We start from the raw sequence: 25,272 nt of genomic DNA, 5'->3' as shown, positions 1-25,272 counted from the left end.
CCACCCGCCCACCCCGGCGGGACCTCACCAAGGAGACACGTCGATGACCCTGCGCACGACGAAGCGCCTCTGGACCGCCGCTCTCGCGGTCGGCACGCTCGGCGCGCTGAGCGCCTGCGCCGGCGGTGCCGGCGCCGGCAGCTCCACCCCCACCCCCGAGGACGGCGCCGCGTCCGGCTCCGTGACCATGTGGACGTACCCCGTCATCGCCGACGAGGCCGCCCACAAGGCCTTCTGGGACGAGCAGATCGCCGCCTTCCAGGAGGAGAACCCCGACGTCGACGTCAAGGTCGAGATCTACCCGTGGGCCGGCCGTGACGAGACGCTCGCGACGGCCATCGCGGGCAACAAGGGCCCCGACGTCGTCTACCTCATCCCGGACCAGATCCCCAAGTACGGCAAGTCGCTGGCCGCGGTCGACAACTACGTCACCGACCAGGTGGGCGACCTGCGCGAGAACGCGTCGAAGGCCGTCACGGTCGACGGCGCGATGCTCGGCTCGCCGCTGATCATGAACAGCAAGCCGCTCGTGTGCAACGCCGCGGCGTTCGAGGCCGTCGGCGAGGCCGGCAACTACCCGGAGACGTGGGACGACCTCATGGCGCTCGCGCCGACGTTCCAGGCCGCCGGCTACGACGTCACCAACTACTGGGGCTCGGTCGACGCGACGCTCAACGAGTCCTTCTACCCGCTGCTGTGGCAGGCGGGCGGGTCCGTCTTCTCCGAGGACGGCTCGTCGGTCGCGTTCGACTCGCCCGAGGGCATCGAGGCGCTCCAGTTCGCGGTCGACCTCGCCGAGGGCGGGTACATCGAGAAGGACCTGCTGACGACGATCCCCGCGTTCGAGCAGACCAACACCGCCAAGGGCAAGATCGCGTGCACCTGGCAGCAGGGCCCGGCCGACGTCGCGGGCTTCTGGGGCGAGGAGAACGTCGTCGTGCTCCCGCCGCTCAAGCAGGCCGAGGCGGTCGCGTTCGGCACGGTCGGCTCGCTGTCCGTGCTCAAGACGGCGGAGAACCTCGACGCCGCGGGCAAGTGGGCCGCGTTCGCGACCTCGCCCGAGGTGAGCACCGAGTACGCGAAGGCGGCGGGCTGGTTCTCGCCGTACGAGAGCGAGTCGGGCCTCTACGCCGACGACCCGGTGCTCTCGGCGCTCGAGGACACGCTCCAGTACACGACCGCGGGCGAGGTCAACGAGAAGTCCCGTGAGGTCATGGGCGTGCTCGCCCCGGAGATCCAGGCCGCGCTCATCGGCGAGAAGACGCCCGAGCAGGCCCTGAAGGACGCGGCCGCGGCGGCGAACCCGCTGCTCGGCTGACCGACGTCGCGGCGCGGGCGGCCCTCCCCCTGGCCGCCCGCGCCGCGGCACCCCTCGCGGTACGAGAGGAGAACCCATGACCGCGACCGCCCCCACCTCGGACGGGCTCACCGCCGACGGGGCCGACCGGCGCCCGGCGCCGAAGCCCCCGCGCGGCGGCACCCGCCGCGTCCTGGAGCGCCGTGAGGCGAGGATCGGCCTGCTGTTCGCCCTCCCCGCGTTCCTGCTGTTCCTGCTGTTCCGGTTCGGCCCCGCCATCGCGGGCGTCGCGCTGAGCTTCTTCGACTACACCATCGGCGTCGGCGCCGAGTGGACGGGCGTCGAGAACTTCCGGCGCATGGTCGACGACCCCATCTTCTGGTCCGCGCTGCGCGTCACGGTCGTGCTGAGCCTGCTCATCGTCCCGGTGTCGCTCGCGATCTCGACGTTCATGGCGCTCATGGTGCGCCGCTCGTTCCGCGGCTCCGGCTTCTACCGGTCGGTGTTCTTCCTGCCCGTCGTCACGAGCCTCGTGCTCGCCGCGACGGTGTTCACGTGGGTGTTCTCCACGAACGGCCCCTGGTCCAAGCTCATGGGCGCGCTCGGGTTCTCCACCGAGTCGTGGCTCGGCGACACGCTGCTCGTGCTCCCCGCGCTCGCCATGGTGGCGATCTGGTCGCGCTTCGGGTACGGGATGCTCATCCTCCTCGCCCGCATGCAGGACCTGCCGCGCGAGCTCGAGGAGGCCGCCGCGATCGACGGCGCCGGACCGTGGAAGCGGTTCTGGTTCATCATCGCGCCCCAGCTCAAGCCGACCCTGTTCTTCCTCGCCGTCATCGAGACGACGGCGTCGTTCCAGATCTTCGACCTCGTCTACGTGATGACCGCCGGCGGACCGGCCCGGGCGAGCTACAACCTCGTCTTCTACATCTACGACCAGGGCTTCAAGTACTTCGACCTCGGCTACGCGAGCGCGCTCGGCGTCGCGCTGTTCGTCGTCACGCTCGTCGTCGCCCTCATCCAGCGCTACGCCATCGGGAGGGACAAGTGACCGCCGTCGACCCCACCACCACCGGGCGGGTGCTCGAGGGCGCCGCGATGCCCGTGCGCCCCACCGCGACCCGCCGCCGGCGCGGCCGCAAGGGCGCGAGCGACCTGTCGCTGCGCGGCAAGGTGCTGCGCTACGTCGTGCTCTCGCTCGCCGCCGTCGTGACGATCTTCCCGTTCTACGCGATGGTCGTGCTGTCGCTGAAGCCGGCCGCCGCGATCGACTTCCCCGCGTCGCTCCTGCCGACGAACCTCACGACCGAGGCCTACGACCGCGTGCTCGGCGCGGGCAACATCGGCACCTGGCTCGTCAACACGCTCGTGTACTCGGTCGTGTCCGTCGTCGCGGTGCTGCTGCTCGCGTCGATGGCCGGCTACGCGTTCGCGAAGAAGAAGTTCCCCGGGCGCGAGGCGATGTTCTGGTCGTTCCTCGCGATGGTCATGGTCCCGTACCACGTGACCCTCATCCCGACGTTCATCCTCATCGCCCAGGCGGGCGGGCTCGACACGTACTGGGGCCTGATCCTGCCGACGCTCGCGAACGCGCAGGCCGTGTTCCTCATGCGGCAGTTCATCCTCGACCTGCCCGACGAGCTGTTCGAGGCCGCGAAGCTCGACGGCGCCTCGGAGTGGCGCATCTTCCTGCGCATCGTGCTGCCGCTGTGCAAGCCGATCCTCGCGACGCTCGGCACGTTCGTCTTCCTGTGGCACTGGAACGACTTCCTGTGGCCGCTCATCATCGGCCAGGGCACCGACCACTGGACGCTGACCGTCGGCATCGCCTCGCTCCAGCAGCAGGACGTGCCGCTCAACATGGTGCTCGCGGGCGCCACCATCTCGTTCGTTCCGATCTTCGCCTCGTACCTCGTGGCCCAGCGCTTCTTCGTCGAGGGCGTCACCTCGTCCGGCATCAAGGGATGACTCACCACATGACCACGCAGACCAGCACCACCGCCCCGGCCGCCCTCAAGGCCCCGACGTCCGTCGCGGAGCTCGAGGAGCTGCTCACGACGCCGTCCCCCGCCCTCGTGGAGGACCTCGCCGCCCGCTCGGGCGACCTCGTCATCCTCGGCGCGGGCGGCAAGATGGGCCCGAGCCTCACCGTCCTCGCCCGCCGGGCGCTCGACGCGGCCGGGCGCACGGGCGACGTCGTGCACGCCGTCTCGCGGTGGTCCGACGCCGCGCAGGCGGACCGTCTGCGCGACGCCGGGGTGAACGTCGTCGCGGCCGACCTGCTCGCGCCCGACGCCGACCTCGCGTCCCTCCCCGACGGCGCCGACGTCGTCTACATGGTGGGCGCCAAGTTCGGCACGTCGGCCGCGCCGTCGCTGGCGTGGGCCGCGAACGCGGCGCTCGTGCACGACGTCGCGCGCCGCTACGCCGACTCGACCATCGCCGCGTTCTCGACCGGCAACGTCTACCCGCTCGTGCCCGTCGAGTCCGGCGGGTGCTCCGAGGAGCACCCCGTCGGGCCGGTCGGCGAGTACGCGATGAGCTGCCTCGGCCGCGAGCGCGTGCTCCAGCACGCCGCGCTCTCGCGTGGCACGAAGGTCGTGACGATCCGCCTCAACTACGCCGTCGACCTGCGCTACGGCGTCCTGTTCGACGTCGCGTCGCCGATCCTCGCGGACGAGCCCGTCGACCTCACCACCGGGCACGTCAACGTCGTGTGGCAGGGGTACGCGAACGAGGTCGCGCTGCGCTCGCTGGGCCTCGCGTCGTCGCCCGCGACGGCGATCAACCTCACCGGCCCGGAGACGGCGTCGGTGCGGCGCCTCGCGGAGCTCCTCGGCCGCGGCCTCGACCGCGAGGTGTCGTTCACGGGCGAGCCCGCCCCGACGGCGCTGCTCAACGACGCGACCCGCTGCCACGAGCTGTTCGGCTACCCGCAGGTGCCGCTGCGCACGCTCGTGGACTGGCAGGCGCAGTGGCTCGCGGCCGGCCTGCCGACGAGCGGCAAGCCGACGAAGTTCGCCGTGCGCGACGGGGCGTTCTGATGACGGCCTCCACCGCCGCGGCGCCGGCCACCCCGCGCCTCGCCGACGACGTCGCCGCGCTCCTGCGCGCGGGGACCGTCATCCCGGCCCAGCCCCTCGCGCTCGATGCCGACCGCCGCCTCGACGAACGCCGCCAGCGCGCGCTCACGCGGTACTACCACGCGGCGGGCGCGGGCGGCGTGGCCGTCGGCGTCCACACGACGCAGTTCGAGATCCGCGAGCACGGGCTCCTGCAGCCCGTTCTCGAGCTCGCGGCCGAGGTGTCGCGCGCGACCGTCGCGGGCGACGCGCCGGCGGGCTCGCTGCACACCGGGCCCCGCCCGCTCGTCCAGGTCGCGGGCGCGGCCGGCGACGTGCGGCAGGCCGTCGCGGAGGCGGAGCTTGCCGCGGGCCTCGGCTACGACGCGGTGCTGCTCGCGCCGCGCGTGCCCGGTCTCGCCGGCTCGCGCGAGGAGGTCGAGCGCGTGCTGCTCGACCGCGCCCGCGCCGTCGGCGAGGTGCTGCCCGTCATCGGGTTCTACCTCCAGGAGGCGATCGGCGGGCCGCGCCTGTCCGTCGGCTTCTGGCGCGAGTACGCGTCGATCGAGGCGGTCGTCGCGATCAAGGCGGCGCCGTTCCACCGCTACCGGACCGTCGACGTGCTGCGCGGCGTCGCCGCGTCGGGGCGCGGCGACCAGATCGCGCTGTACACGGGCAACGACGACGCGATCGTCGCGGACCTCACGCAGCGCCTCGACGTCCCGGTGACCGACGCCGAGGGCCGCGCCTCGACCTTCACGGCCCGGTTCGTGGGCGGCCTGCTCGGGCAGTGGGCGGTCTGGACCCGGGGCGCGGTCGAGACGCTGGCCCTCGCGCACGCCGCGCACGGCATCGGCCCCGAGGGCGGGGCGACCGTGCCCGACGCCGCCGCCCTCGCGACCCTCACCGCGCGCGCGGCCGGCCTCACCGACGCGAACGCGGCCGTCTTCGACGCGGCGCACGACTTCGCGGGCGTCATCGCGGGCGTCCACGAGGTGCTGCGTCGCCAGGGCCTGCTCGACGGCATCTGGTGCCTCGACCCGGACGAGACCCTCTCCCCCGGGCAGGCCGACGAGCTGACGCGCGTGACGGCGTCGTACCCGTGGCTCGCCGCCGCGGACGACGCGCTCGTCGCGGAGCACCTCGAGGCCTGGCTGCGATGACCGGCGCGCCCGGCGTGGAGACCGTCGCGGGGCCCGGTCCGGGGACCGCGGCCCGCGCGGTCGTCGCGGTCGCGCCGTGGCTGCGCGCCGAGCTGTTCGCCCCCGACGCGTGGGAGCGCCTGGCCGGCGCGGGACCGTTCGACGTCGTCGACGACCCGCGGGCGCTCGGCGCCGCGCTCGACCGGCTGAGCCCCGCGGCGCGCGAGCGCGTCGACGCGCTCGTGATCTCGTGGGGCACGCCTCCCCTGGACGCGGACCTCCTGGACCGGCTCCCCGGGCTGCAGCTCGTCGCGCACACGGGCGCCTCCGTCAAGCCGTTCGTCACGCCCGCGCTGTGGGCTCGCCGGATCCGCGTGACGCAGGCGGGGCAGGCCATGGCGCGCCCGGTCGCGGAGGTCTCGGTGACGTTCGCGCTCGCGCTGCTGCACCAGGTCCCGACGTTCCACAACGCCCTGCACGACGGCGTCCCGTGGGCCGACGCGGAGGCCGCACCCCCGCGGTGCGAGATCGCGGGCACGCGCGTCGGCGTCGTCGGGGCGTCGCGCACCGGGCGCGCGGCGATCGCGATGCTGCGCGCGCTCGCCGCGGAGGTCGTCGTCGCCGACCCGACCCTCTCCCCCGCCGACGCCGCCGCGCTCGGCGCGACGCTCGTCGGCCTCGACGAGCTGCTCGCCACGAGCCGCGTGACGATGCTGCACGCGCCCGTCCTGCCCGAGACGCACCACCTGCTCGGCGCGCGCGAGCTCGCGCTCCTGCCCGACCACGCCGGGCTGGTCAACACCGCGCGGTCGTGGCTCACGGACGAGGACGCGCTCGTCCGCGAGCTCGCGAGCGGGCGGATCAGCGCCGCGCTCGACGTCTACGACGCCGAGCCGCTGCCCGAGGACCACCCGCTGCGCCGCCTGCGGAACGTGCTCCTCACACCGCACCACGCCGCCGCGACCGTGCAGGGCCGGCTCGCGCAGGGCGCGATCGTCGTCGACGAGCTCGCCCGCTTCCGCGCCGGGGAGCCGCTGGTCCACGAGGTGCGCGAGGCCGACCTCGACCGCATGGGCTGAGCCCGCGGGGGACCGTGTCGGGGCGGGCCGTCCCGGGGCGGGTCAGGCTCCTGGGTCCGGCACCCGAGGCGCCGGGCCGAACCGCCGCCGCGGGAGCGTCGCGACCGCGACCCCGGCGAGGCACAGCGCGCCGCCCGCGAGCGTGACGACGGCCGGCACCTCGTCGAGCACGAGCCAGGAGAGCACCACGACGATCGGCGGGACGAGATAGGTGGTCGCCGCCGCGCGACCCGCGCTGAGGCGCGAGAGCGCGTACCCCCACGTCGTGAAGGCGACGGCCGTCGGGCCGAGCCCGAGGAGCACCACGGCCCACGTGGACGACGCGGGAGCCGACCCCGCGTCGGCGGCGAGCGTCGGGGCGAACGGCAGGAGCGCGACAGTGCCCGCGAGGCACCCGACCCACGTCATCGTCAGGGCGTCGACGCGCGCGAGCAGCCGCTTCTGCGACGTCGCGGCGCCCGCGTAGAGGACCGCGGCCGCGAGCCCGAGCGCGACCCCGACGACGTCGCGCTCTCCCGACGACGTCGCCGCGGCGATGATCGCCACGCCCGCGAACGCCGCGGCCATGCCCACGAGGAGGCGGCGCGGGAAGCCCTCCCCGAGCAGCAGTCCCGCGAGGACCGCGACGAGGACGGGCGCCACGTTGACGAGCAGCGCCGTCGTCCCCGCGTCGAGGTGCTGCTCGGCGGCGTTGAGCGCGAGGTTGTAGAGGCTGAACCACCCCACGCCCCACGCGAGGACGGCGACGAGCACGCGACCGCGTGGGAGGACGGGTCGCGCACCGCTGCGCAGCCACCGGACGGCGACGATCGCCGTGAGGCCGACGCTGCCGGCGAGCTGACGGCCGAGCGCGAGGGACCCGGGCTCGTAGTCGTGGCCTGCGGCCCGGACACCGATGAACGCCGACGCCCACAGCAGGACGGTCACGGCCACGGCGAGGACGACGGGCATCGCGGCACGACCGGCCGACCCGCGAGCGGGGGGCGGGCCCGACCGGTCAGAGGCCGCCGCGGGGGCGGCGGGCCGGACGGCGTCGACGGGCGTGGTCGTCGGGGTCTCGGGTGCGGTCACGCGTCGATCGTCGCCCCAACCCACTGTTCAGCACCAGCGAGATTTCCTACCCCTCGATTCAGTCTCGCTGTAGCGTGGAGGGATGCTCGACGTTCATCGCCTCCGGATCTTCCGCTCGGTCGTCGCGAGCGGGTCGGTCCAGGCCGCCGCCGCCACGCTCGGGTACACGCCGTCCGCCGTGAGCCAGCACGTCGCTGCGCTCCAGCGCGAGACCGGTCTGACGCTGCTCGAACGAGCCGGGCGCGGCGTGCGGCCCACCGCGGCGGGGCTCGCGCTCGCCGCCCAGGCCGACGGCGTGCTCGCGCGCCTCGGCGAGGCGGAGGCCGTCGTCGCGGACCTGCGAGCGGGCCGCACGGGCTCGCTCTCGCTCGCCTACTTCGCGTCGGTGGGCGCCGCCTGGCTGCCGCACGTCGTGCGCCGGCTCACGGCGGACTTCCCCGGCGTCCGGATCGACCTGGAGCTGCGCGAGACCATCCCCGACGACCCCGACGCGCGCGCGGACGTGCAGCTCGTCGTCGCGCCGCGCGGGTTCGACCCCGGGAGCGGCTTCCGGTCGCACCACCTGCTCGACGACCCGTACGTCGTCGTGCTGCGCGACGACCACCACCTGGCGCCCCGCGACGAGGTCGAGCTCGCCGCGCTGCGCGACGAGCGCTGGGTCGACAACGACTTTGCACGCGGCTGGTGCCGCCGCAACCTCGTCGAGGCGTGCACGGCCGCCGGGTTCAGCCCGCCGTTCCACGTGGAGGCCCACGACTACCCGACCGCGATCGCATTCGTCGGCGCAGGGGTCGGGGTCACGGTCCTGCCCGCGCTCGGCGCCGCGCACCTGCCTCCCGGGCTCGTCGCCGTCCCGGTCGTCCGCCCCGCGCCGGTGCGCTCGATCCACGCCGTGCTGCGCGACGCCGTCGTCGGCACGCCCCCGGCCCGGGCCGTGCTCGACACGCTCCACCAGGTCGTGGGCGCACGTGTCGATCTGGTGGGTTCCCGTTCGACCTGAGGACGAGAGGGTCGGGAGGTGGTCCGGCTTATGCCCCGTCGGACGCCGTGTACGACCTGCCCGGCCAGTACGGCCACTCCTCGAAGCGGTCGACGCGCCCGTCCGGGGCGAACCGGAGCACCCACAGGTCGCGGTACTCCTGCATCTCGGGCGCGAGGTACCGGACCTCGAGACGCACGACGGCGTCGTGGCCCTCGACCGCGACGGGCTCCGCGGTCACCGTGAAGGTCGCGCCCTCGTCCGCGGTCCAGAAGCCGCGGATCGCGTCGTGACCGCGCAGCGGCTCGTCGTCGTAGGGCGAGCGCAGGTACGTCGCGTCCGGGGTGAACAGCCGCTCGACGGCGGTCGTGTCGCTCGCGCGCCACGCCTCCTCGTACGCCGCGAGCCAGGCCGCCACGGCCACGCGCGGTTCGCTCTCGGGCACGGGTCCTCCTCCGTCGGTCGTCGTCGACCCGTCCGACGCTACCTCTCCCGCGGCGCTGCGAGAATCGGGGGGTGAGCGAGACCCCCGACCCCGGCACCGACTGGCGACCGCACGTCGCCGACCCGGCCGCCCGACCGCCGTCGACCCTGCCCCACGTCGTGTTCTACGAGCCGCGCATCCCCGGCAACACGGGCAACGCGATCCGCCTCGCCGCGGTGACCGGGGCGCGCCTGCACCTCGTCGAGCCGCTCGGGTTCGACCTGGACGAGCCCAAGCTCCGGCGCGCGGGCCTCGACTACCACGATCTCGCGGCCGTCGAGGTGCACGCGGACCTCGACGCCGCGCTCGCGACCCTCCCGGGCCGGGTGTTCGCGTTCACGACGCGCGCGACGACGTCGTTCACCGACGTGTCCTACCGGCCCGACGACGTCCTGCTGTTCGGCCCCGAGCCGACGGGCCTGCCCGACGACGTGCTCGCCCACGAGCGGATCACCGACCAGCTCAAGATCCCCATGCTGCCCGGGCGACGCTCGCTCAACCTCACCAACGCGGCGTCGATCGCCGTCTACGAGGCGTGGCGGCAGACGGGCTTCGCCGGGGGTGCGTGAGGGAGACCGCGTACCGGGTACGGGTCCCGGGCCGGGTTTTCCCGGATACCGGAGCGCGGCGCGACGCGGTGGACTGGGACCGGGCCGGGCAGGCCCATCATCCCGAGCGAAGGAGCTCCATGCGAACCACACGCCAGCGCGCCCTGGTCGTCTCCGCCCTCGTCGCCGCGGCCGTCGCCGTGGCACCGTCCGCGGTAGCCGCGCCGTACGACGGCGGCCCCTGCACGTTCGACGTGACCCGGACCGGGAACGTCTTCACCGTCAGCGCGGGCACGTGCGACTGGGTCCTGCTCGAGGTCTACGGCAACGCGTACGGGATGAATCTCAACCGGTCGGTCTCGACGACGTCGGTCGCGTCGGTGGAGATCGCCGGACCGGTCTGGGGCGTGACCGGCGCCGCCGCGGTGGGCCGCAAGGCGGGCGTGACGGGCCCCGTCGTCCGCGTGCTCTGACCACCCCTCCCCCGGCCCCCGCTGAGTGCATGAGATAGTCGCGTCCGAGGGTCTCGGACGCGACTATTTCATGCACTCAGCGGGGTGGGTCCGGGTCAGACGAGGTCGCGGACCGCCGCGTACTGCTCGCGGATGGCCGGGACCGGGTCGGCCTCGACCACCGTGGCCGACGACGCGGCCCAGGTGGGCGGGGCGACGTCCGCCCCGGAGCCGCCCGCCGCGTGCGCGGCGAGGACCCAGGCCGCCTGGCGCGCGGCGCCGTCGGCCACGTACTCGCCGGGCTCGGGGACCGTGACGGGCAGACCGAGGACCTGCGGCGCGATGCGCCGGACCGCCTCGGACTGCGCGCCGCCGCCGATGAGCTGCACGCGCTCGACCCGGACGCCGAGCGCCCGGAGCGCGTCGAGCCCGTCCGCGAGGCCGCACAGCATGCCCTCGACGTACGCGCGCGCGAGGTGCTCCGGAGTCGACGTGCCGAGCCGGATGCCGTGCAGCGTGCCGGACGCGTCGGGACGGTTGGGCATGCGCTCGCCCTCCAGGTACGGCACGAGCACGAGTCCGTCCGCGCCGGGGGGCGCCTGGAGGGCGAGCCGCGACAGGCCCGCGTGGTCGACGCCGAGGACGGCGCGCGCCGCGTCGAGCACCCGGCTCGCGTTGAGCGTCACCGCGAGCAGCAGGTAGCGGCCCGTCGCGTCGGAGAACCCGTTGACGAGGCCGGAGCCGTCCGCCGTGCGGTCGTCGGTCACCGCGGACACGACGCCCGACGTCCCGATCGACACCGCGACGTCGCCCGCGACCATGCCGAGGCCGAGGGCCGCGCCCGCGTTGTCGCCCGCACCGGGGCCGAGCAGCGTGCCGCCCTCGACCGCGCTGCCTGCGACCGAGGCGTGCGCGACGCCCGCCACGGCTGAGGGTGCGACGACGCGCGGCAGCACGACGTCCGTCCGGCCGAACGCGAGTTCGAGAAGATCGAGGCGGTACGCGCCCCGGCCGTCGGGACCGTCGTCCCTGGTCGCGTCGTAGTAGCCGGTGCCCGACGCGTCGGACGCGTCGGTGACGAGCGCGTCGAGGTCCGGGCCGAGCGGCGCGGACTCGTCGCCCGCCGGGCCGTACCCCGCGATGCGCCACGTGAGCCAGTCGTGCGGCAGCGCGACGGCGGCGACGCGCGCCGCGTTCTCCGGCTCCGCGTCGCGCAGCCAGCGCAGCTTCGTCACCGTGAGCGAGGCGACCGGCACGGACCCGATCGCGTCCGCCCACGCCTGGGCGCCCGCCTCGGTCGCGGACTCGACCCGGTCGTGAGCGTCGGGGACGCCCTCGGCGAGGCGGGCCTCGCCGAGCTCGCGGATCAGGTCACGCGCCGCCGGGGCCGAGCGCGTGTCGTTCCACAGGAGCGCGTCGCGCACGACGTTCCCGTCCGCGTCGAGCGCGACGAGCCCGTGCTGCTGGCCGCCGACCGCGAGCGCCGCGACGTCGTCGAGCCCGCCCGCCGCGGACGCGGCCTCGCGGAACGCGTCCCACCACGCGTCGGGATGAACCTCCGTGCCGTCGGGGTGCTTGGCCGACCCGGTGCGGACGAGCGCGCCCGTCGCGGCGTCGCGCACGACGACCTTGCAGGACTGCGTGGACGTGTCGACGCCGGCGACGAGCGTGCGCTCGCCGCCGGCGTCGGACGTCCTGGCGTCGGTCGTCACCTCAGCCGATCAGGTGCTCGAGCGCGAGCTGGTTGAGGCGCACGAAGCCGAAGTCGCGGTTCGCCGCGGCGTCGACGTCGAACTCCTCGTATGCGCTGCGGTCCGCGAGCAGGTCGGCCACGGACTCGCCCTCGGCGAGCGTCGGCTGGCCCAGCTCGAACACGCCGGAGTGCGCGAACGCCTCCTGGACGCGGCTGTCGGCGCGGTACGCCGCGGCCTTGCGCGCGAGCAGGCGGTAGGTCTCCATGTTGGCGCGCGCGGAGTCCCACACGCCGACCTCGTTCTCGGTGCGCGACGGCTTGTAGTCGAAGTGGCGCGGGCCCGTGTAGGTGGGGCCGCCGTTCGGGAAGCCGTTCTCGAGCAGGTCGACCGTGAAGAACGCGGAGAGCAGGTCGCCGTGGCCGAACACGAGGTCCTGGTCGAACTTGATCGAGCGCTGGCCGTTGAGGTCGATGTGGAAGAGCTTGCCCGCCCACAGCGCCTGCGCGAGGCCGTGCGTGTAGTTGAGGCCCGCCATCTGCTCGTGGCCCGTCTCCGGGTTGAGGCCCACGATGTCGCCGTTGTCGAGCTTGGCGATGAGGCCGAGCGCGTGGCCGATGGTCGGCAGGAAGATGTCGCCGCGGGGCTCGTTCGGCTTGGGCTCGAGCGCGATCTTGAGGTCGTAGCCCTTCTCCTTGATGTACGCCGCGGTGAGGTCGAGGCCCTCGGCGTAGCGCTCGTGCGCGGAGTGCAGGTCCTTGGCGCCGTCGTACTCGGTGCCCTCGCGGCCGCCCCACATGACGAACGTCTTGGCGCCCAGCTCCGCCGTGAGGTCGACGTTGCGCAGCACCTTGCGCAGCGCGTAGCGGCGCACGCCGCGGTCGTTCGACGTGAGGCCGCCGTCCTTGAACACGGGGTGGCTGAACAGGTTGGTCGTCACCATCTCGATGACGAGGCCCGTGTCCTGCGCCGCCTGGCGCACGGAGTCGAGGCGCTTGGTGCGCTCGGCGTCGTCGGCGCCGAACGGCACGACGTCGTCGTCGTGGAACGTGAAGCCCCACGCGCCGAGGTCGGCCAGGCGGCGCACGGACTCGGCCGGGTCGAGCGCGGGACGGCTCGCGCTGCCGAACTGGTCCTGCGCGGTCCAGCCCACGGTCCACAGACCGAAGGAGAAGTTGATGTCTGTGTCGTGTCGGGTGGTCTCGTCGGCCACGGTGGTCTCCTCGTCGAGAGGGCCGTGACGCGGTCCTCGCGCCGACGGCCTATTTATGTCGTACGGATGAACTTATCCGCCCGGGTCGGTAAGGTCAAGACCGTGAACCGCAGCGTCGCGACCCGCACGGGTCCCCCAGCAGCACGGCAGGCCACGCTTCGCGAGCACAACCTCGCCCTCGTCGCCCGCGCGGTCTTCGAGTCCGCCCACCCCTGCTCGCGCGCCGACATCGCCGCGGCGAGCGGCCTCACGCGCGCGACCGTCTCGACCCTCGTGGACCGGCTCGTCGCCGCGGGCATCGTCGCCGAGCTCCCTCCCGCGACCCCGCAGCGCGCGGGACGGCCCGCCGTCCCCCTCGCGCCCGCGCCGCACTCGCTCGTCGGGCTCGGCCTCGAGGTGAACATCGACTACCTCGGCGGCCGCGTGCTCGACCTCACCGGCGCCGTCGTCGCCGAGCACGTCGACCCGGACGACCTGCACGACAGCGATCCCGCCGAGGTGCTCGCCCGGCTCGGTCGCATCGCGCAGGACCTCCTCGCGACCGTCCGCGCCGACGGCATGACCGTCGCCGGAGCGCGCCTCGCCCTGCCCGGCCTCGTCGACACGCGCGCCGGACGGCTCGAGGTCGCGCCCAACCTCGGCTGGTCCCACCTCGACCCCGTCCGTCTCCTCGGCCTCGACCCGGACGTCCCCGTCGAGATCGGCAACGAGGCCAAGCTCGCCGCGCTCGCCCAGGCGAGCCGCGGCGTCGTGCCCGACGACGCGACCGAGCCCGCACCGTCCACCTACCTCTACGTGTCGGGCGACGTCGGCATCGGCTCCGCGATCGTCGTCGACCGCCGGCTCTTCCACGGCCGCCACGGCTGGACCGGCGAGGTCGGGCACGTCGTCGTGGACCCGCGCGGCCCACGCTGCCGCTGCGGCGCGACCGGCTGCCTCGAGCAGTACGCGGGCAAGGACGCGCTCCTGCGCGGTGCGGGCCTGCCGGTCGACGCCCCCACCGAGACGCTCGTCGCCGCGCTCGACGCCGCGGAGCCCGCCGCGCTCGCCGTCGTCGAGCAGGCCGGGACCGCGCTCGGCAGCGCGCTCGCCGACTACGTGAACCTCGTCGACATCGACACCGTGCTGCTCGGCGGCATCTACCCCGCGCTCCTGCCCTACCTGCGCGGCGCGGCCGAGGCCGAGCTGCGCACGCGCGTCCTCGCCGCCCCGTGGACGGACGTCGTCCTGCTCCCCGCCCCGGTCGGCGACCACGCGGCCCTCACCGGCGGCGCGCGCGAGGTCCTGCGCGCCGTCGTCGAGGACCCGAGCGCCTGGGTCGCCGACGACTGACCCCTCCGCCGAGGACGCACCGTGGTCGGCCCACGGGCGGGCCGGTCGCCGTCGGACACCGGGTGACCACCACCCACCCCGTCCGCCCCAGGTGACCTGACCGCCGTCGAGCACAAGAACCACGGCTCTACCTCGCGTGGCGGGGTTCTACCTCGGGGGCGGGGCGGTGCTGGCGCGCTCGACGAGGCGGGTCGGGACCAGGCGGGTGCCGGTCTCGTAGACGCCCTCGCGGACCTGCCGGAGCACCTGCTCGACGAGCCGGCGCCCGACCTCGGCGAAGTCCTGGTGGACCGTCGTGAGCGGGGGCAGGAACTCGCTGGACTCGGGCAGGTCGTCGAACCCGACGACGCTCACGTCCTGCGGCACGCGCCGGCCCGCGTCGTGCAGGGCGCGCACGAGCCCGAGGGCCATCTGGTCGTTGGCGGCGAACACGGCCGTCACGTCGTCACGCTGCGCGAGGCGGAGCCCCGCCTCGTAGCCGGACGACGGCGACCAGTCGCCCCGCTCGATCGGCGGCACCTCGCGCCCGGCCTCCTCGAGCGTCGCGCGCCACGCGGAGGTGCGGCGCTCCGCGGCGAACGAGAGCGCGGGCCCGGCGAGGTGGTGCACCGTCTCGTGGCCGAGGTCGAGCAGGTGCTGCACGGCCTGGCGCGTGCCGTCGGCCTGGTCGGTGTCCACGACGGCGTAGCTCTCACCGGCGTCGGAGTCGGCGACGACGACCTGGACGCCGGGCGGCAGGCTGACCCGCGCGACGTCGAGGAGGTGGACCTCCATGAGCAGGATGATCGCGTCGACGGCGAGCTCGCCCAGGCGCGTGAACGCGCCGTGCACGCCGTCCTGCGTCGGCGCGGCGACGGGGATGACGGTGATGGCGTAGCCCTCGGCGGCGGCGGACGTCGCGATGGCCTCGAGCGTGCGGACGTTGCCCGTGGTCGCGAGCGAGAAGAGGATCACGCCGATCGTGCGGAAGGAGCCGCTCTTGAGCGCGCGGGCGGCGCTGTTGGGGCGGTAGCCGAGCTCGGTCATGGCCTCGAGCACGCGCGAGCGCGTCGCCTCGACGACGCCCGGGTGGCCGTTGGAGACGCGGGAGACGGTCTGCGCGGAGACCCCGGCGACGCGCGCGACGTCGGCCATCGAGACGCGCCGTGCCGTGCGGACGGCAGCTCCCCCGGTGCGCGTCAGGGCGGGGGTCTCGTCGTCGAGCCCGTCGGTCATGGCTTCCTCGTCCTCGTGGTGTCGGCACAGTACCTGGGCCGGACCGACATCGTGGCCGGTCACGGACCAGCGTAGGCGATGTTTGCGTAAACACCGAACCTCGTGCCATGCTCATGTTTACGCAAACACCGGCGACGACCGACGTCGCCGTCCCCCGATGACGAGGACCCCCAGCATGACGACGACGTCCCCACCCGTGGCAGGGCACCGGCCACCGGTCGGCGCTCCTTCGTCCCTCCCGGCCCGGCGCCGACGGCGCTCGTGGACCGGATGGGGCTTCGTGGGGCCGTTCATGGCGGTCTTCGCGCTCGTGTTCCTCGCGCCGATCGCCTACTCGATCTACCTGAGCCTGTTCCGCACCCAGATGGTCGGCGGCACCCAGTTCGTCGGGTTCGAGAACTACGCGCGCGCCTTCTCCGACCCGCAGTTCTGGTCGGGCGTGTCGCGCGTCGGGCTGTTCCTCGTGGTCCAGGTGCCGATCATGCTCGGCATCGCCCTGCTCGTCGCCCTCGCGATCGACTCGGGCCGGCTCTACGGGCGCAACTTCTTCCGCATCTCGATCTTCCTCCCCTACGCCGTCCCGGCCGTCGTCGCGACGCTCATGTGGGGGTTCATGTACGGGACGCGATTCGGCCTCGTCGCCAACATCAACGACGCGCTCGGCACGGCGATCCCCAACCCGCTCTCCCCCGACTGGGTGCTGCTGTCGATCGGCAACATCGTGACCTGGGAGTTCGTGGGCTACAACATGCTCATCTTCTACTCGGCGCTGCGCGTGGTTCCCACGTCGCTCTACGAGGCGGCCGAGCTCGACGGCGCGTCCCAGTGGCAGGTCGTGCGGGCCATCAAGATCCCCGCGATCCGCGGCTCGCTGGTCATCGCCACGATCTTCTCGATCATCGGCTCGTTCCAGCTCTTCAACGAGCCGAGCATCCTCCAGAGCCTCGCGCCGAACGCCATCACGACGTACTTCACCCCGAACCTGTACGCGTACTCGCTGTCCTTCTCCGGCCAGCAGTACAACTACTCGGCGACCGTCGCCATCATCATGGGCGTCCTCACGATGATCGTGGCCTACGTCGTCCAGCTGCGCGGCATGCGCAAGGAGGCCTGACGATGACCGCCACGACCCCCTCGACCCCGGCGGTCCCCGCCGCGTCCCGCACGACGACGAGCGCCACGACGCGCAAGCCCGTGCGCCTGCGCTCGCGCGCCCCGCACAGCGTGGCCCGCCCGCGCCGCAGCGTCCTGATGACCGTCCTCACCGGGATCGTCCTGCTCTACGCGCTCGTGCCGCTGTTCTGGCTCGTCGTCAACGCGTCCAAGACGCAGTCGAGCCTGTTCTCCTCGTTCGGGCTCTGGTTCAGCGGCGACTTCGCGCTGTTCGACAACATCGCGCGCACGCTCACCTACGACGGCGGCATCTTCGGCCGCTGGTTCGCCAACACGCTGCTGTACGTCGTGCTCGGGGCGGGCGGCGCGACCTTCCTCGCCGTGCTCGGCGGGTACGCGCTCGCCAAGTTCGACTTCCCGGGCAAGCGCGGCGTCTTCGCGACCGTCATCGGCGCGGTCGCCGTCCCGGGCACCGCGCTCGCCGTCCCGACCTTCCTCATGTTCAGCCAGATGGGCCTGACGAACACCCCGTGGGCCGTCATCATCCCGTCGCTCATCTCGCCGTTCGGCCTCTACCTCATGTGGGTCTTCGCGGCCGAGTCGATCCCGACGGAGCTGCTCGAGGCCGCGCGCATGGACGGCTCGAGCGAGGGCCGCACGTTCTTCCAGGTCTCCCTGCCGCTGCTCGCTCCGGGGATCGTCACGGTCCTGCTCTTCACCATGGTCGCGACCTGGAACAACTACTTCCTGCCGCTGATCATGCTCAAGGACCCCGACTGGTACCCGCTGACGCTCGGCCTCAACGCGTGGAACGCGCAGGCCGCGACCGCCGGGGGCGAGGCCATCTTCGACCTCGTGATCACCGGCTCGCTGCTGACGATCCTCCCGCTCGTCGCCGCCTTCCTGCTGCTCCAGCGCTACTGGCAGTCCGGCCTCGCGGCCGGGTCCGTCAAGGAGTGACGCGCACCCGCGTCGTCTCCACGCCCCGCACCACCCCAGACACCCACCCCGCCCGATCCGTCTGACGACGAAGTGAGAGGAACCCTCATGTCCATCCGCACCACCCGCGCCCTGCGCGCCGTCGCCGCCACCGGCGTCGTCGCGCTCGCCCTGGCCGCCTGCAGCTCCGGCGGCGGCAACGACTCCGGCGGGGACGCCGGCTCGGCCGACGACGTCGCGGCGGCCCTCGAGGAGGGCGGCAGCCTCACGGTGTGGGCCTGGGAGCCCACGCTCGAGCAGGTCGTCACCGACTTCGAGGCGAAGTACCCGAACGTCGACGTCGAGCTCGTCAACGCCGGCACCGGCAACGACCAGTACACGGCGCTGCAGAACGCGATCGCGGCCGGCAAGGGCGTGCCCGACGTCGCGCAGGTCGAGTACTACGCGCTCCCCCAGTTCGCGCTCTCCGACGCGCTGGCCGACCTCTCCTCGCTCGGCGCGGACGAGCTCGACGGAACGTTCACGCCCGGACCGTGGAGCGCCGTCCAGCAGGGCGAGGGCATCTTCGGCCTGCCCATGGACTCCGGCCCGATGGCCCTCTTCTACAACGAGGAGGTCTTCACACAGCACGGCATCGAGGTGCCGACGACGTGGGACGGCTTCGTCGAGGCGGCCCGCGCGCTGCACGCCGCGGACCCGAACGTCTACATCACCAACGACACCGGTGACGCGGGCTTCACGACGTCGCTCATCTGGCAGGCGGGCGGCCAGCCGTTCCAGGTCGACGGCACGGACGTGACCATCGACCTCGCGGACGAGGGCAGCACGCAGTTCGCGCAGACCTGGCAGACGCTCATCGACGAGGACCTGCTCGCGCCGGTCAGCTCGTGGAGCGACGAGTGGTACCAGGGCCTCGGCAACGGCACGATCGCGACGCTCGCGATCGGCGCGTGGATGCCCGCGAACCTCGAGTCCGGCGTGCCCGACGGTGCCGGCAAGTGGCGCGTCGCCCCGCTCCCGCAGTGGGAGGAGGGCGCGTCGGCCAGCTCCGAGAACGGCGGCTCCGCGCTGTCCGTGACCGCCGCGAGCTCGCAGCAGGCGCTCGCCTACGGCTTCCTCGAGTACGCGAACGCCGGCGACGGCGTCCAGGCGCGCGTCGACGGCGGCGCGTTCCCGGCCACGACGGCCGAGCTCGAGTCGGACGAGTTCCAGGGCTACGAGTCCGAGTACTTCGGCGGCCAGAAGATCAACGAGGTCCTCGCGCAGTCGGCCTCCGACGTCGTCGAGGGCTGGTCGTACCTGCCGTTCCAGGTCTACGCGAACTCGATCTTCAACGACACCGTCGGCCAGGCGTACGTGTCGAGCACGACCCTCGCCGACGGCCTCAAGGCCTGGCAGGACGCGTCCGCGAAGTACGGCACGGAGCAGGGCTTCACCGTCAACGAGTGACCCGATCCCGCCGGGCACCTGCCGGGGTGCCCGGCTGCCCCCACGGTCGCGTGGTCGTGCCTCCGGGCACGACCACGCGACCACCACCGGCGGCGCACCGCGCCGTCCACCGCTCTGCGAGCACCTGAGGAGCCTGCATGTCCACCCCCACCCCGTTCCGCTGGCTGCGCCGTCCCGGGCCGCACACGCCGCCGGGCGCGACGGCCGCGCCCAGCGGAGCGACCGACGCGTACGCGCCGTCGGGCCTGTCCTACGGCGCGGACTACAACCCGGACCAGTGGCCGCGCGAGGTCTGGGACGAGGATGTGCGCCTCATGCGCGAGGCGGGCGTCACGGTGGTCTCGCTCGCGATCTTCTCGTGGGCGCGGATCCAGCCGACGGAGCACACGTGGGACTTCGCGTGGCTCGACGAGATCATGGACCTGCTCCACGCGAACGGCATCACGGTCGACCTCGCGACGGCGACGGCCTCGCCGCCGCCGTGGCTCACGACGAAGCACCCGGAGATCCTGCCGCAGACACGCACGGGCGAGACGCTGTGGCCCGGCGCGCGCCAGCAGTGGCGCCCGACGTCGCCGATCTTCCGGTCGCACGCGCTGCACCTCGTGGAGCGCATGGCCGAGCGGTACGGCGACCACCCGGCGCTCGTCGCCTGGCACGTCTCCAACGAGCTGGGCTGCCACAACGTCGACGACTTCTCCGACGACGCCGCCGCGGCGTTCCGCGCGTGGCTGCGCGAGCGCTACACGACCCTCGACGCGCTGAACGACGCGTGGGGCACGGCGTTCTGGTCGCAGCGGTACAGCGCGTGGGAGCAGATCCTGCCGCCGCGGCTGGCCGCGTCGCACCCGAACCCGACGCAGCAGCTCGACTTCAAGCGTTTCTCGTCCGACGCGCTGCGGCAGTACCTGCGCGCGGAGGCCGAGATCCTGCGCCGCATCACGCCCGACGTCCCCGTGACCACGAACTTCATGGTCATGGGCGAGACGAAGGGCATGGACTACGCCGCCTGGGCGGACGAGCTCGACTTCGTGTCCAACGACCACTACGTGCTCCCTGGACCGCAGGCCCTGGACGAGCTGTCGTTCTCCGCGAACCTCACGGGCGGCATCGCCCGGCACAAGCCGTGGTTCCTCATGGAGCACTCGACGAGCGCGGTGAACTGGCAGCCCGTCAACGTCGCGAAGAAGCCGGGCGAGCTCGCGCGCGACTCGCTCACGCACGTCGCGCACGGCGCCGACGCGGTCTGCTACTTCCAGTGGCGCCAGTCCGCGGCGGGCGCCGAGAAGTACCACTCGGGGATGCTCCCGCACGCGGGCGAGCGCTCGCGGCTCTTCCGCGACGTCGTCGCGCTCGGCGCGACGCTGCGCGACCTCGCGCCCGTCGCGGGGAGCGAGCAGAAGCCCGCGCGCGCCGCGATCGTCTTCGACTGGGACTCGTGGTGGACGAGCGAGCTCGACTCCCACCCCACGGACCGGCTGCGCTACCGGCAGGAGGCGCTCGACTGGTACTCGGCGTTCCTCGCGCTCGGCGTGCGCGCCGACGTCGTGCCGACGGCCACGGACCTCGCGGGGTACGACGTCGTCGTGGCGCCCGTGCTGCACGTCGTCCCCGCCGACCTGCGCGACCGTCTCACGGCGTTCGTCGAGGGCGGCGGCCACCTCGTGACGACGTACTTCTCGGGCGTCGTCGACCAGGACGACCACGCGTGGCTCGGCGGCTACCCGGGCGCGCTGCGCGACCTGCTCGGCATCCGCGTCGAGGAGTTCGCGCCGCTGCTGGACGGCGAGAGCGCGACGGTCGAGGTCGCGGGCGAGCAGCTCGAGGGCACGCTGTGGACCGAGCCGGTCGACGTCGTCGACCCCGACGTCGAGGTGCTGGGCTGGTACAAGACCGGCGAGCAGTCCGGGCGCGCCGCGGTGACGCGCCGCACGGTCCGGGGCGGGGAGAGCGCCGGCTCCGCCGCATACGTCTCCACGCGGTTCGGCCGCCTCGGCCTCGTCCCCGTGCTCGCGCGCCTGCTCGACGACGCGGGCGTGCGCAGCGAGCTGCCCGCGGGCGTGCGCGGCGACGTCGAGCTCGCGGTGCGTACGGACGGGACCGACGACTTCTGGTTCCTCGTCAATCGCACGGTGCGTCCGGTCGAGGTGCCCGACGTCGCGGGCGACGTCCTCGCCGGCCGCCGCCTCGCGCCGTCGGGCGCTGGCTCCCCGGAGACCGGCGCGCTCCTGCTCGAGCCGCGCGGCGTCGCCGTGGTACGACGCCCGGCCGAGTCGACCCCGCCGAGGTAGAGCCCCGGTACCACGAGGTAGAGGCCCGGTAGGCCGAGACCGCGCCTCTACCTCGGCAGAACAGACCCCGCGGGAACGACCCGCACCCGGTGCACCCCGCCGGTTCGCAGCGACGCGAAGGAGGTGGCTCAGGGATGAGCCTGACCGACACCGACACGACCATGCGGGGTGGACCACCCGGTCCTCGCCGCACGAGCAGCCCGGGCGGTCGGGCCGTCCACGGGACGAGCGCGCGGCTGGTGGCCGGCCTCGGCGCCGGGGCGCTCGTCGCGGGCTGCGCGCTCGCGGCCCTGCCCGCGCAGGCCTCGCCCCTGGGCGCGGTCGCCGCGGCCGGCACGACGGCGGCCGCGGCCGACGTCGCGGGCGTCACCGTGACGCCCGACCCGTCGTACGCGGGCGCGCCGTTCGAGGGCTGGGGCACGAGCCTGGTGTGGTTCGCCAACGCGACGGGCGGCTACCCGGACGAGATCCGCGACCGGCTCGCGGACATGGTGTTCGGCGACGAGGGCCTCAACCTCAACATCGCGCGCTACAACGTCGGCGGCGGGAACGCCCCCGACGTACCGGACTACCTGCGCGCCGGCGGCGCCGTCGACGGGTGGTGGAAGGCGCCCGAGGGCACGACGCGCACCGACGTGAACTGGTGGGACCCCGCGAACCCGGACCACTGGGACGAGGACGCCGACGCGACGCAGCGCTGGTGGGTCGACCGGGTCAAGGACGACGTCACGCACTGGGAGACGTTCAGCAACTCCCCGCCGTGGTTCATGACCGTGAGCGGGTACGTCTCCGGCGGGTTCAGCTCGACCGCGGACCAGCTCAAGACGGAGAGCATCGACGACTTCGCGGCCTACCTGGTCGGCGTGACCGAGCGCCTCGAGGACGCGCACGGCATCGAGGTCGACACGATCGACCCGTTCAACGAGCCCAACACCAACTACTGGGGCACCCAGCTCGGCAGCGACGGCAACCCGACCGGGGGCCGCCAGGAGGGCGCCCACATGGGCCCGGCGCTCCAGGCGAAGGTCGTCCCGGCGCTCGCCGCGGCGCTCGAGGACTCCTCGACGGACGCCGTCATCTCGGCGATGGACGAGACCAACCCGGGCACGTTCGCGACCAACTGGAACGCGTACCCGCAGGCGGTCCGTGACCAGGTGTCGCAGCTCAACGTCCACACCTACGGCACGGGCCAGCGCACGACGGTCCGCGACATCGCCAAGGGCGAGGACAAGCCGCTGTGGATGAGCGAGGTCGGCGGCAACTGGAGCTCGACGGGCCAGGACTTCGAGACCATGGAGTCCGGCCTCGGCAGCGCGCAGCACATCGTCGACGACCTGCGCGAGCTCGAGCCGAGCGCGTGGGTGTTCTGGCAGCCGGTCGAGGACTACGCCAACATGGCGCCTGGCGGCGAGAGCGCGAACGGCATGAACTGGGGCGAGATCCAGATCCCGTTCGACTGCACCGCCGAGGACACGCTCGAGACGTGCCCGATCTACACGAACACGAAGTACTGGGCGACCCAGAACTTCACGCACTACATCGAGCCGGGCGACTCGCTGATCCGCTCGGACGACGCCAGCAGCACGGCCGCGGTGTCGGCCGACGGCACGTCCGCGACGGTCGTGCACGTCAACGCCACGAAGGGCGAGCGCGCCGTGACGCTCGACCTGTCGAAGTTCGGTGCGGTCGGGTCCGATGCGACCGTCACCCCCGTGGTCACGAGCACGGCCGGCTACCTCGTCGAGGGCGAGCCGGTGGACGTCACGACGGGTGCGGACGGCCCCGGCGCGACGCTCGTCGTGCCGGGCGAGTCCGTGACGACGTTCGTCGTCGACGGCGTCTCCGGCGTCGCGGACGACGCCGCGCTCGTCCAGGACGGTCACGCGTACCGTCTCGACGGCGTGCAGGCGGACCGCTCGCTCGCGCCGTCGGCGTCGGGCACGGGCGTCGTGATCCGTACCGACGCGCCGGTCGCGGAGCAGGCGTGGGAGCTCACGGCGCTCGGCGCGCCCGAGGGCTCCGGCACGCACCGCGAGCGCTACGCCGTGACGAACGCGGCGACGGGCCGCCAGCTCGCCGTCGCGGCCGACACGTCCGCCGTCCTCCAGGACGCCCCGGCCGACGTCGCCGACACCCCGCTCGCCGCGCAGTGGATCCTCTCGACGACCGGCGACGGCACCTTCACGCTCGTCAACGCGTCCTCGAAGACCCTCCTCGAGGTCGGCGGCCAGGCGACGGCCGACGGGTCCCCCGTGGGCACGTACCTCGCGAACTCCGGCGTGAACCAGCGCTGGCGGATCGCCGACGAGACGGTCCTCGGCATCGAGCCGGTCGAGGCGTTCACGACGCCGGGCACCGCGCCCGAGCTCCCCGCGACCGTCACGCCCGTCTACCGCGACGGGGCGCGCGGCGCGCTCCCCGTGACGTGGGACGTGCCGGACGACGACGCGTGGGCCGAGCCCGGCACCGTCGAGGTGACGGGCACCGTGGTCACGCCGACCGGCGGCGAGGTCGCCGCGACGGCGACCGTCGTCGTCGACGAGCTCACGTCCACGCTCCCCGCGCGCGCCAAGGCGTACGCGGGCGGTACCCCGGCCCTGCCCGCGACCGTCACGGCGGTCGCCGCGGGCGGCGCGGAGGTCCAGCGCCCGGTGGTCTGGGACGACGCCCCCGCGGGCGCGTACGACGCCGTCGGGGTCGTCGAGCTCACGGGCACGGCAGACGCCGGGGCGGGCGCCACGCTCCCGGCCACCGTCCGCGTCCAGGTCACCGAGGCCGCGTCCGCCAACGGCGCGCTCGCCGCGGGCACGACCGCGAGCGCGACGTTCACCGAGCCGGGCTACTCCGTCGGGGGCGTCGTCAACGGCAACCTCACGGACAAGGCCTGGTCGAACTGGGTGTCCGGCACCAAGCGGTCGTCCGACACGCTCACCGTCACGCTCCCCGCCGACCGGGACGTCACCGGCGTCGTGACGCGGTTCTGGAAGGACGGGTCCAGCGCGAGCTGGGCGCAGTCCGTCCGGCTCCAGGCCCTCGTGGGCGGCACGTGGACCGACGTGGGCGCGCCGGTCACGGTGGACGCGTCGCCGGACGGCCCGGCGCCCGCGGTCGAGATCCCCGCGGACGTCCGGACCTCGTCCATGCGCGTCGTCCTCACGGCGCGGGCGAACACGCACCTGGTCGTCTCCGAGATCGAGGTCCTCGCCAAGGTGCCCGGCACGGGGACCGACGCCACGGCGTCGGACCTCACCGTGGACGGCGAGCCCCTCGCCGGGTTCGACCCCGCGGTGACGGCGTACGACGTGCCCGTCGGGGGCGGGGTGCCCGCCGTCGAGGCGGCCGCGCACGACCCGTACGCCACGGTCGCGGTCGAGGCCGCCGACGCCGTGCCCGGCACGACGACGGTGCGCGTCACCGCCGAGGACGGGACGGAGCAGGCGTACGAGCTGCGCTGGACGGCAGACGCCGGCACGGCGCCGGTGACGGCCGTCGCCGAGACGCGGTGCCTGGCCGGCAAGGTCTACGCCGCGGTCCGCGCCACGAACGACGGCGACGCACCGCTCGACGTGACGCTCGCGACGCCGTACGGCACGCGGACGTTCACGGGCGTCGCCCCGGGCGCGAGCGCGTACCAGTCGTTCGCGTCGCGCGCGGCATCCGTCGCCGCCGGGACGGCCGTCGTGACGGTCGACGGGTTCGAGCCCGTCGAGGTCGCGTTCGACGCGCGTACCTGCTGAGCCGTCCGGCCCCGCCACGGGCCCGGTCGACGTCGTCCGCGACGCCGTCCGGGCCCGTCGCCGTCCGGCGGGACCGGCACCCGGGCCCGGGTCCGACCAGAAGAGATCCGCGCCACGCGACGGATCGCAGAGCGAGCGTCGGCAGGTCCGCGTACCGTGTCCCGGGTGCCCGGCACGG

At 73.7% G+C, this 25,272-nt stretch carries 20 protein-coding genes; 15 read left to right on the top strand and 5 right to left on the bottom strand.

Annotated elements, in window-relative coordinates:
* Positions 1-43 precede the first annotated feature (43 nt).
* The 6 genes from A0J59_RS02835 (at position 44) to A0J59_RS02810 (ending at position 6,580) form a co-directional block, all read left to right on the top strand.
* Complete coding sequence (locus A0J59_RS02835) at positions 44-1,318, top strand: sugar ABC transporter substrate-binding protein (RefSeq protein WP_053369529.1); 1,275 nt, start codon at positions 44-46, stop codon at positions 1,316-1,318.
* 76 nt (positions 1,319-1,394) lie between these two features.
* Entirely contained in the window at positions 1,395-2,348 is a 954-nt protein-coding gene (locus tag A0J59_RS02830) for a carbohydrate ABC transporter permease (protein ID WP_082918686.1), read from the top strand.
* A complete protein-coding gene (locus tag A0J59_RS02825; RefSeq protein ID WP_231581701.1) occupies positions 2,345-3,265 on the top strand; it encodes a carbohydrate ABC transporter permease in 921 nt (306 codons plus the stop codon). The genes A0J59_RS02830 and A0J59_RS02825 overlap by 4 nt, the downstream gene beginning before the upstream one ends.
* Before the next feature lie 8 nt (positions 3,266-3,273).
* The gene (locus tag A0J59_RS02820) at positions 3,274-4,341 is read left to right on the top strand and encodes an NAD(P)-dependent oxidoreductase (protein WP_064315150.1); all 1,068 of its coding nucleotides are present in this window, start codon (positions 3,274-3,276) and stop codon (positions 4,339-4,341) included.
* Positions 4,341-5,522, top strand: a complete 1,182-nt coding sequence (locus A0J59_RS02815; RefSeq protein WP_220084426.1) for a dihydrodipicolinate synthase family protein — start codon at positions 4,341-4,343, stop codon at positions 5,520-5,522. Before A0J59_RS02820 ends, A0J59_RS02815 begins: the two co-directional genes overlap by 1 nt.
* Entirely contained in the window at positions 5,519-6,580 is a 1,062-nt protein-coding gene (locus A0J59_RS02810) for a hydroxyacid dehydrogenase (RefSeq protein ID WP_064315149.1), read from the top strand. The genes A0J59_RS02815 and A0J59_RS02810 overlap by 4 nt, the downstream gene beginning before the upstream one ends.
* A 42-nt stretch (positions 6,581-6,622) precedes the next feature.
* Here the strand turns inward: A0J59_RS02810 and A0J59_RS02805 are convergent, their stop codons facing one another.
* Positions 6,623-7,651, bottom strand: coding sequence for a DMT family transporter (locus tag A0J59_RS02805; RefSeq protein ID WP_064315148.1), 1,029 nt, complete (start codon positions 7,649-7,651; stop codon positions 6,623-6,625).
* 82 nt (positions 7,652-7,733) lie between these two features.
* Here A0J59_RS02805 and A0J59_RS02800 point away from each other — a divergent pair, with 82 nt between their 5' ends.
* Positions 7,734-8,651, top strand: coding sequence for a LysR family transcriptional regulator (locus tag A0J59_RS02800; protein WP_064315147.1), 918 nt, complete (start codon positions 7,734-7,736; stop codon positions 8,649-8,651).
* 28 nt (positions 8,652-8,679) lie between these two features.
* On the opposite strand, the gene A0J59_RS02795 is transcribed toward A0J59_RS02800, so the two are convergent.
* On the bottom strand, positions 8,680-9,075 hold the full coding sequence (locus A0J59_RS02795; RefSeq protein WP_255364928.1) for a nuclear transport factor 2 family protein: 396 nt from the start codon (positions 9,073-9,075) through the stop codon (positions 8,680-8,682).
* 146 nt (positions 9,076-9,221) lie between these two features.
* Between A0J59_RS02795 and A0J59_RS02790 the strand changes: the two genes are divergently transcribed.
* Both A0J59_RS02790 and A0J59_RS02785 read left to right on the top strand, forming a co-directional pair.
* Complete coding sequence (locus A0J59_RS02790) at positions 9,222-9,683, top strand: tRNA (cytidine(34)-2'-O)-methyltransferase (RefSeq protein WP_064315165.1); 462 nt, start codon at positions 9,222-9,224, stop codon at positions 9,681-9,683.
* Positions 9,684-9,802: 119 nt separating this feature from the next.
* Entirely contained in the window at positions 9,803-10,135 is a 333-nt protein-coding gene (locus A0J59_RS02785; RefSeq protein WP_047231495.1) for a hypothetical protein, read from the top strand.
* Positions 10,136-10,230: 95 nt separating this feature from the next.
* Here A0J59_RS02785 and A0J59_RS02780 read toward each other — a convergent pair whose 3' ends face one another.
* Together A0J59_RS02780 and xylA are read right to left on the bottom strand one after the other, a co-directional pair.
* Positions 10,231-11,826, bottom strand: coding sequence for a xylulokinase (locus A0J59_RS02780; RefSeq protein ID WP_064315146.1), 1,596 nt, complete (start codon positions 11,824-11,826; stop codon positions 10,231-10,233).
* Between the two features lies 1 nt (position 11,827).
* Positions 11,828-13,018 (bottom strand): xylose isomerase, encoded by a 1,191-nt coding sequence (gene xylA / locus A0J59_RS02775; RefSeq protein ID WP_064315145.1) that lies wholly within the window; start codon positions 13,016-13,018, stop codon positions 11,828-11,830.
* 102 nt (positions 13,019-13,120) lie between these two features.
* On the opposite strand from xylA, the gene A0J59_RS02770 reads away from it, so the two are divergent.
* The gene (locus A0J59_RS02770; RefSeq protein WP_255364927.1) at positions 13,121-14,350 is read left to right on the top strand and encodes an ROK family transcriptional regulator; all 1,230 of its coding nucleotides are present in this window, start codon (positions 13,121-13,123) and stop codon (positions 14,348-14,350) included.
* Positions 14,351-14,497: 147 nt separating this feature from the next.
* Here A0J59_RS02770 and A0J59_RS02765 read toward each other — a convergent pair whose 3' ends face one another.
* A complete protein-coding gene (locus A0J59_RS02765; RefSeq protein ID WP_220084425.1) occupies positions 14,498-15,565 on the bottom strand; it encodes a LacI family DNA-binding transcriptional regulator in 1,068 nt (355 codons plus the stop codon).
* 175 nt (positions 15,566-15,740) lie between these two features.
* On the opposite strand from A0J59_RS02765, the gene A0J59_RS02760 reads away from it, so the two are divergent.
* The 5 genes from A0J59_RS02760 to A0J59_RS02740 all read left to right on the top strand — a co-directional run bounded on the left by A0J59_RS02760 (position 15,741) and on the right by A0J59_RS02740 (position 25,094).
* Positions 15,741-16,679, top strand: a complete 939-nt coding sequence (locus A0J59_RS02760) for a carbohydrate ABC transporter permease (protein ID WP_064315143.1) — start codon at positions 15,741-15,743, stop codon at positions 16,677-16,679.
* A 2-nt stretch (positions 16,680-16,681) separates the two neighbouring features.
* Entirely contained in the window at positions 16,682-17,638 is a 957-nt protein-coding gene (locus tag A0J59_RS02755; protein WP_047231490.1) for a carbohydrate ABC transporter permease, read from the top strand.
* A gap of 87 nt (positions 17,639-17,725) precedes the next feature.
* Positions 17,726-19,066, top strand: a complete 1,341-nt coding sequence (locus tag A0J59_RS02750) for an ABC transporter substrate-binding protein (RefSeq protein ID WP_064315142.1) — start codon at positions 17,726-17,728, stop codon at positions 19,064-19,066.
* Between the two features lie 137 nt (positions 19,067-19,203).
* The gene (locus A0J59_RS02745; RefSeq protein ID WP_082918685.1) at positions 19,204-21,357 is read left to right on the top strand and encodes a beta-galactosidase; all 2,154 of its coding nucleotides are present in this window, start codon (positions 19,204-19,206) and stop codon (positions 21,355-21,357) included.
* Positions 21,358-21,491: 134 nt separating this feature from the next.
* Positions 21,492-25,094 (top strand): Ig-like domain-containing protein, encoded by a 3,603-nt coding sequence (locus A0J59_RS02740; protein WP_064315141.1) that lies wholly within the window; start codon positions 21,492-21,494, stop codon positions 25,092-25,094.
* Positions 25,095-25,272 lie beyond the last annotated feature (178 nt).

The sequence above is a fragment of the Cellulosimicrobium sp. I38E genome, assembly GCF_001647255.1.
Lineage (GTDB): Bacteria > Actinomycetota > Actinomycetes > Actinomycetales > Cellulomonadaceae > Cellulosimicrobium > Cellulosimicrobium cellulans_E.
This window is presented reverse-complemented; position numbering and strand designations above follow the sequence as displayed.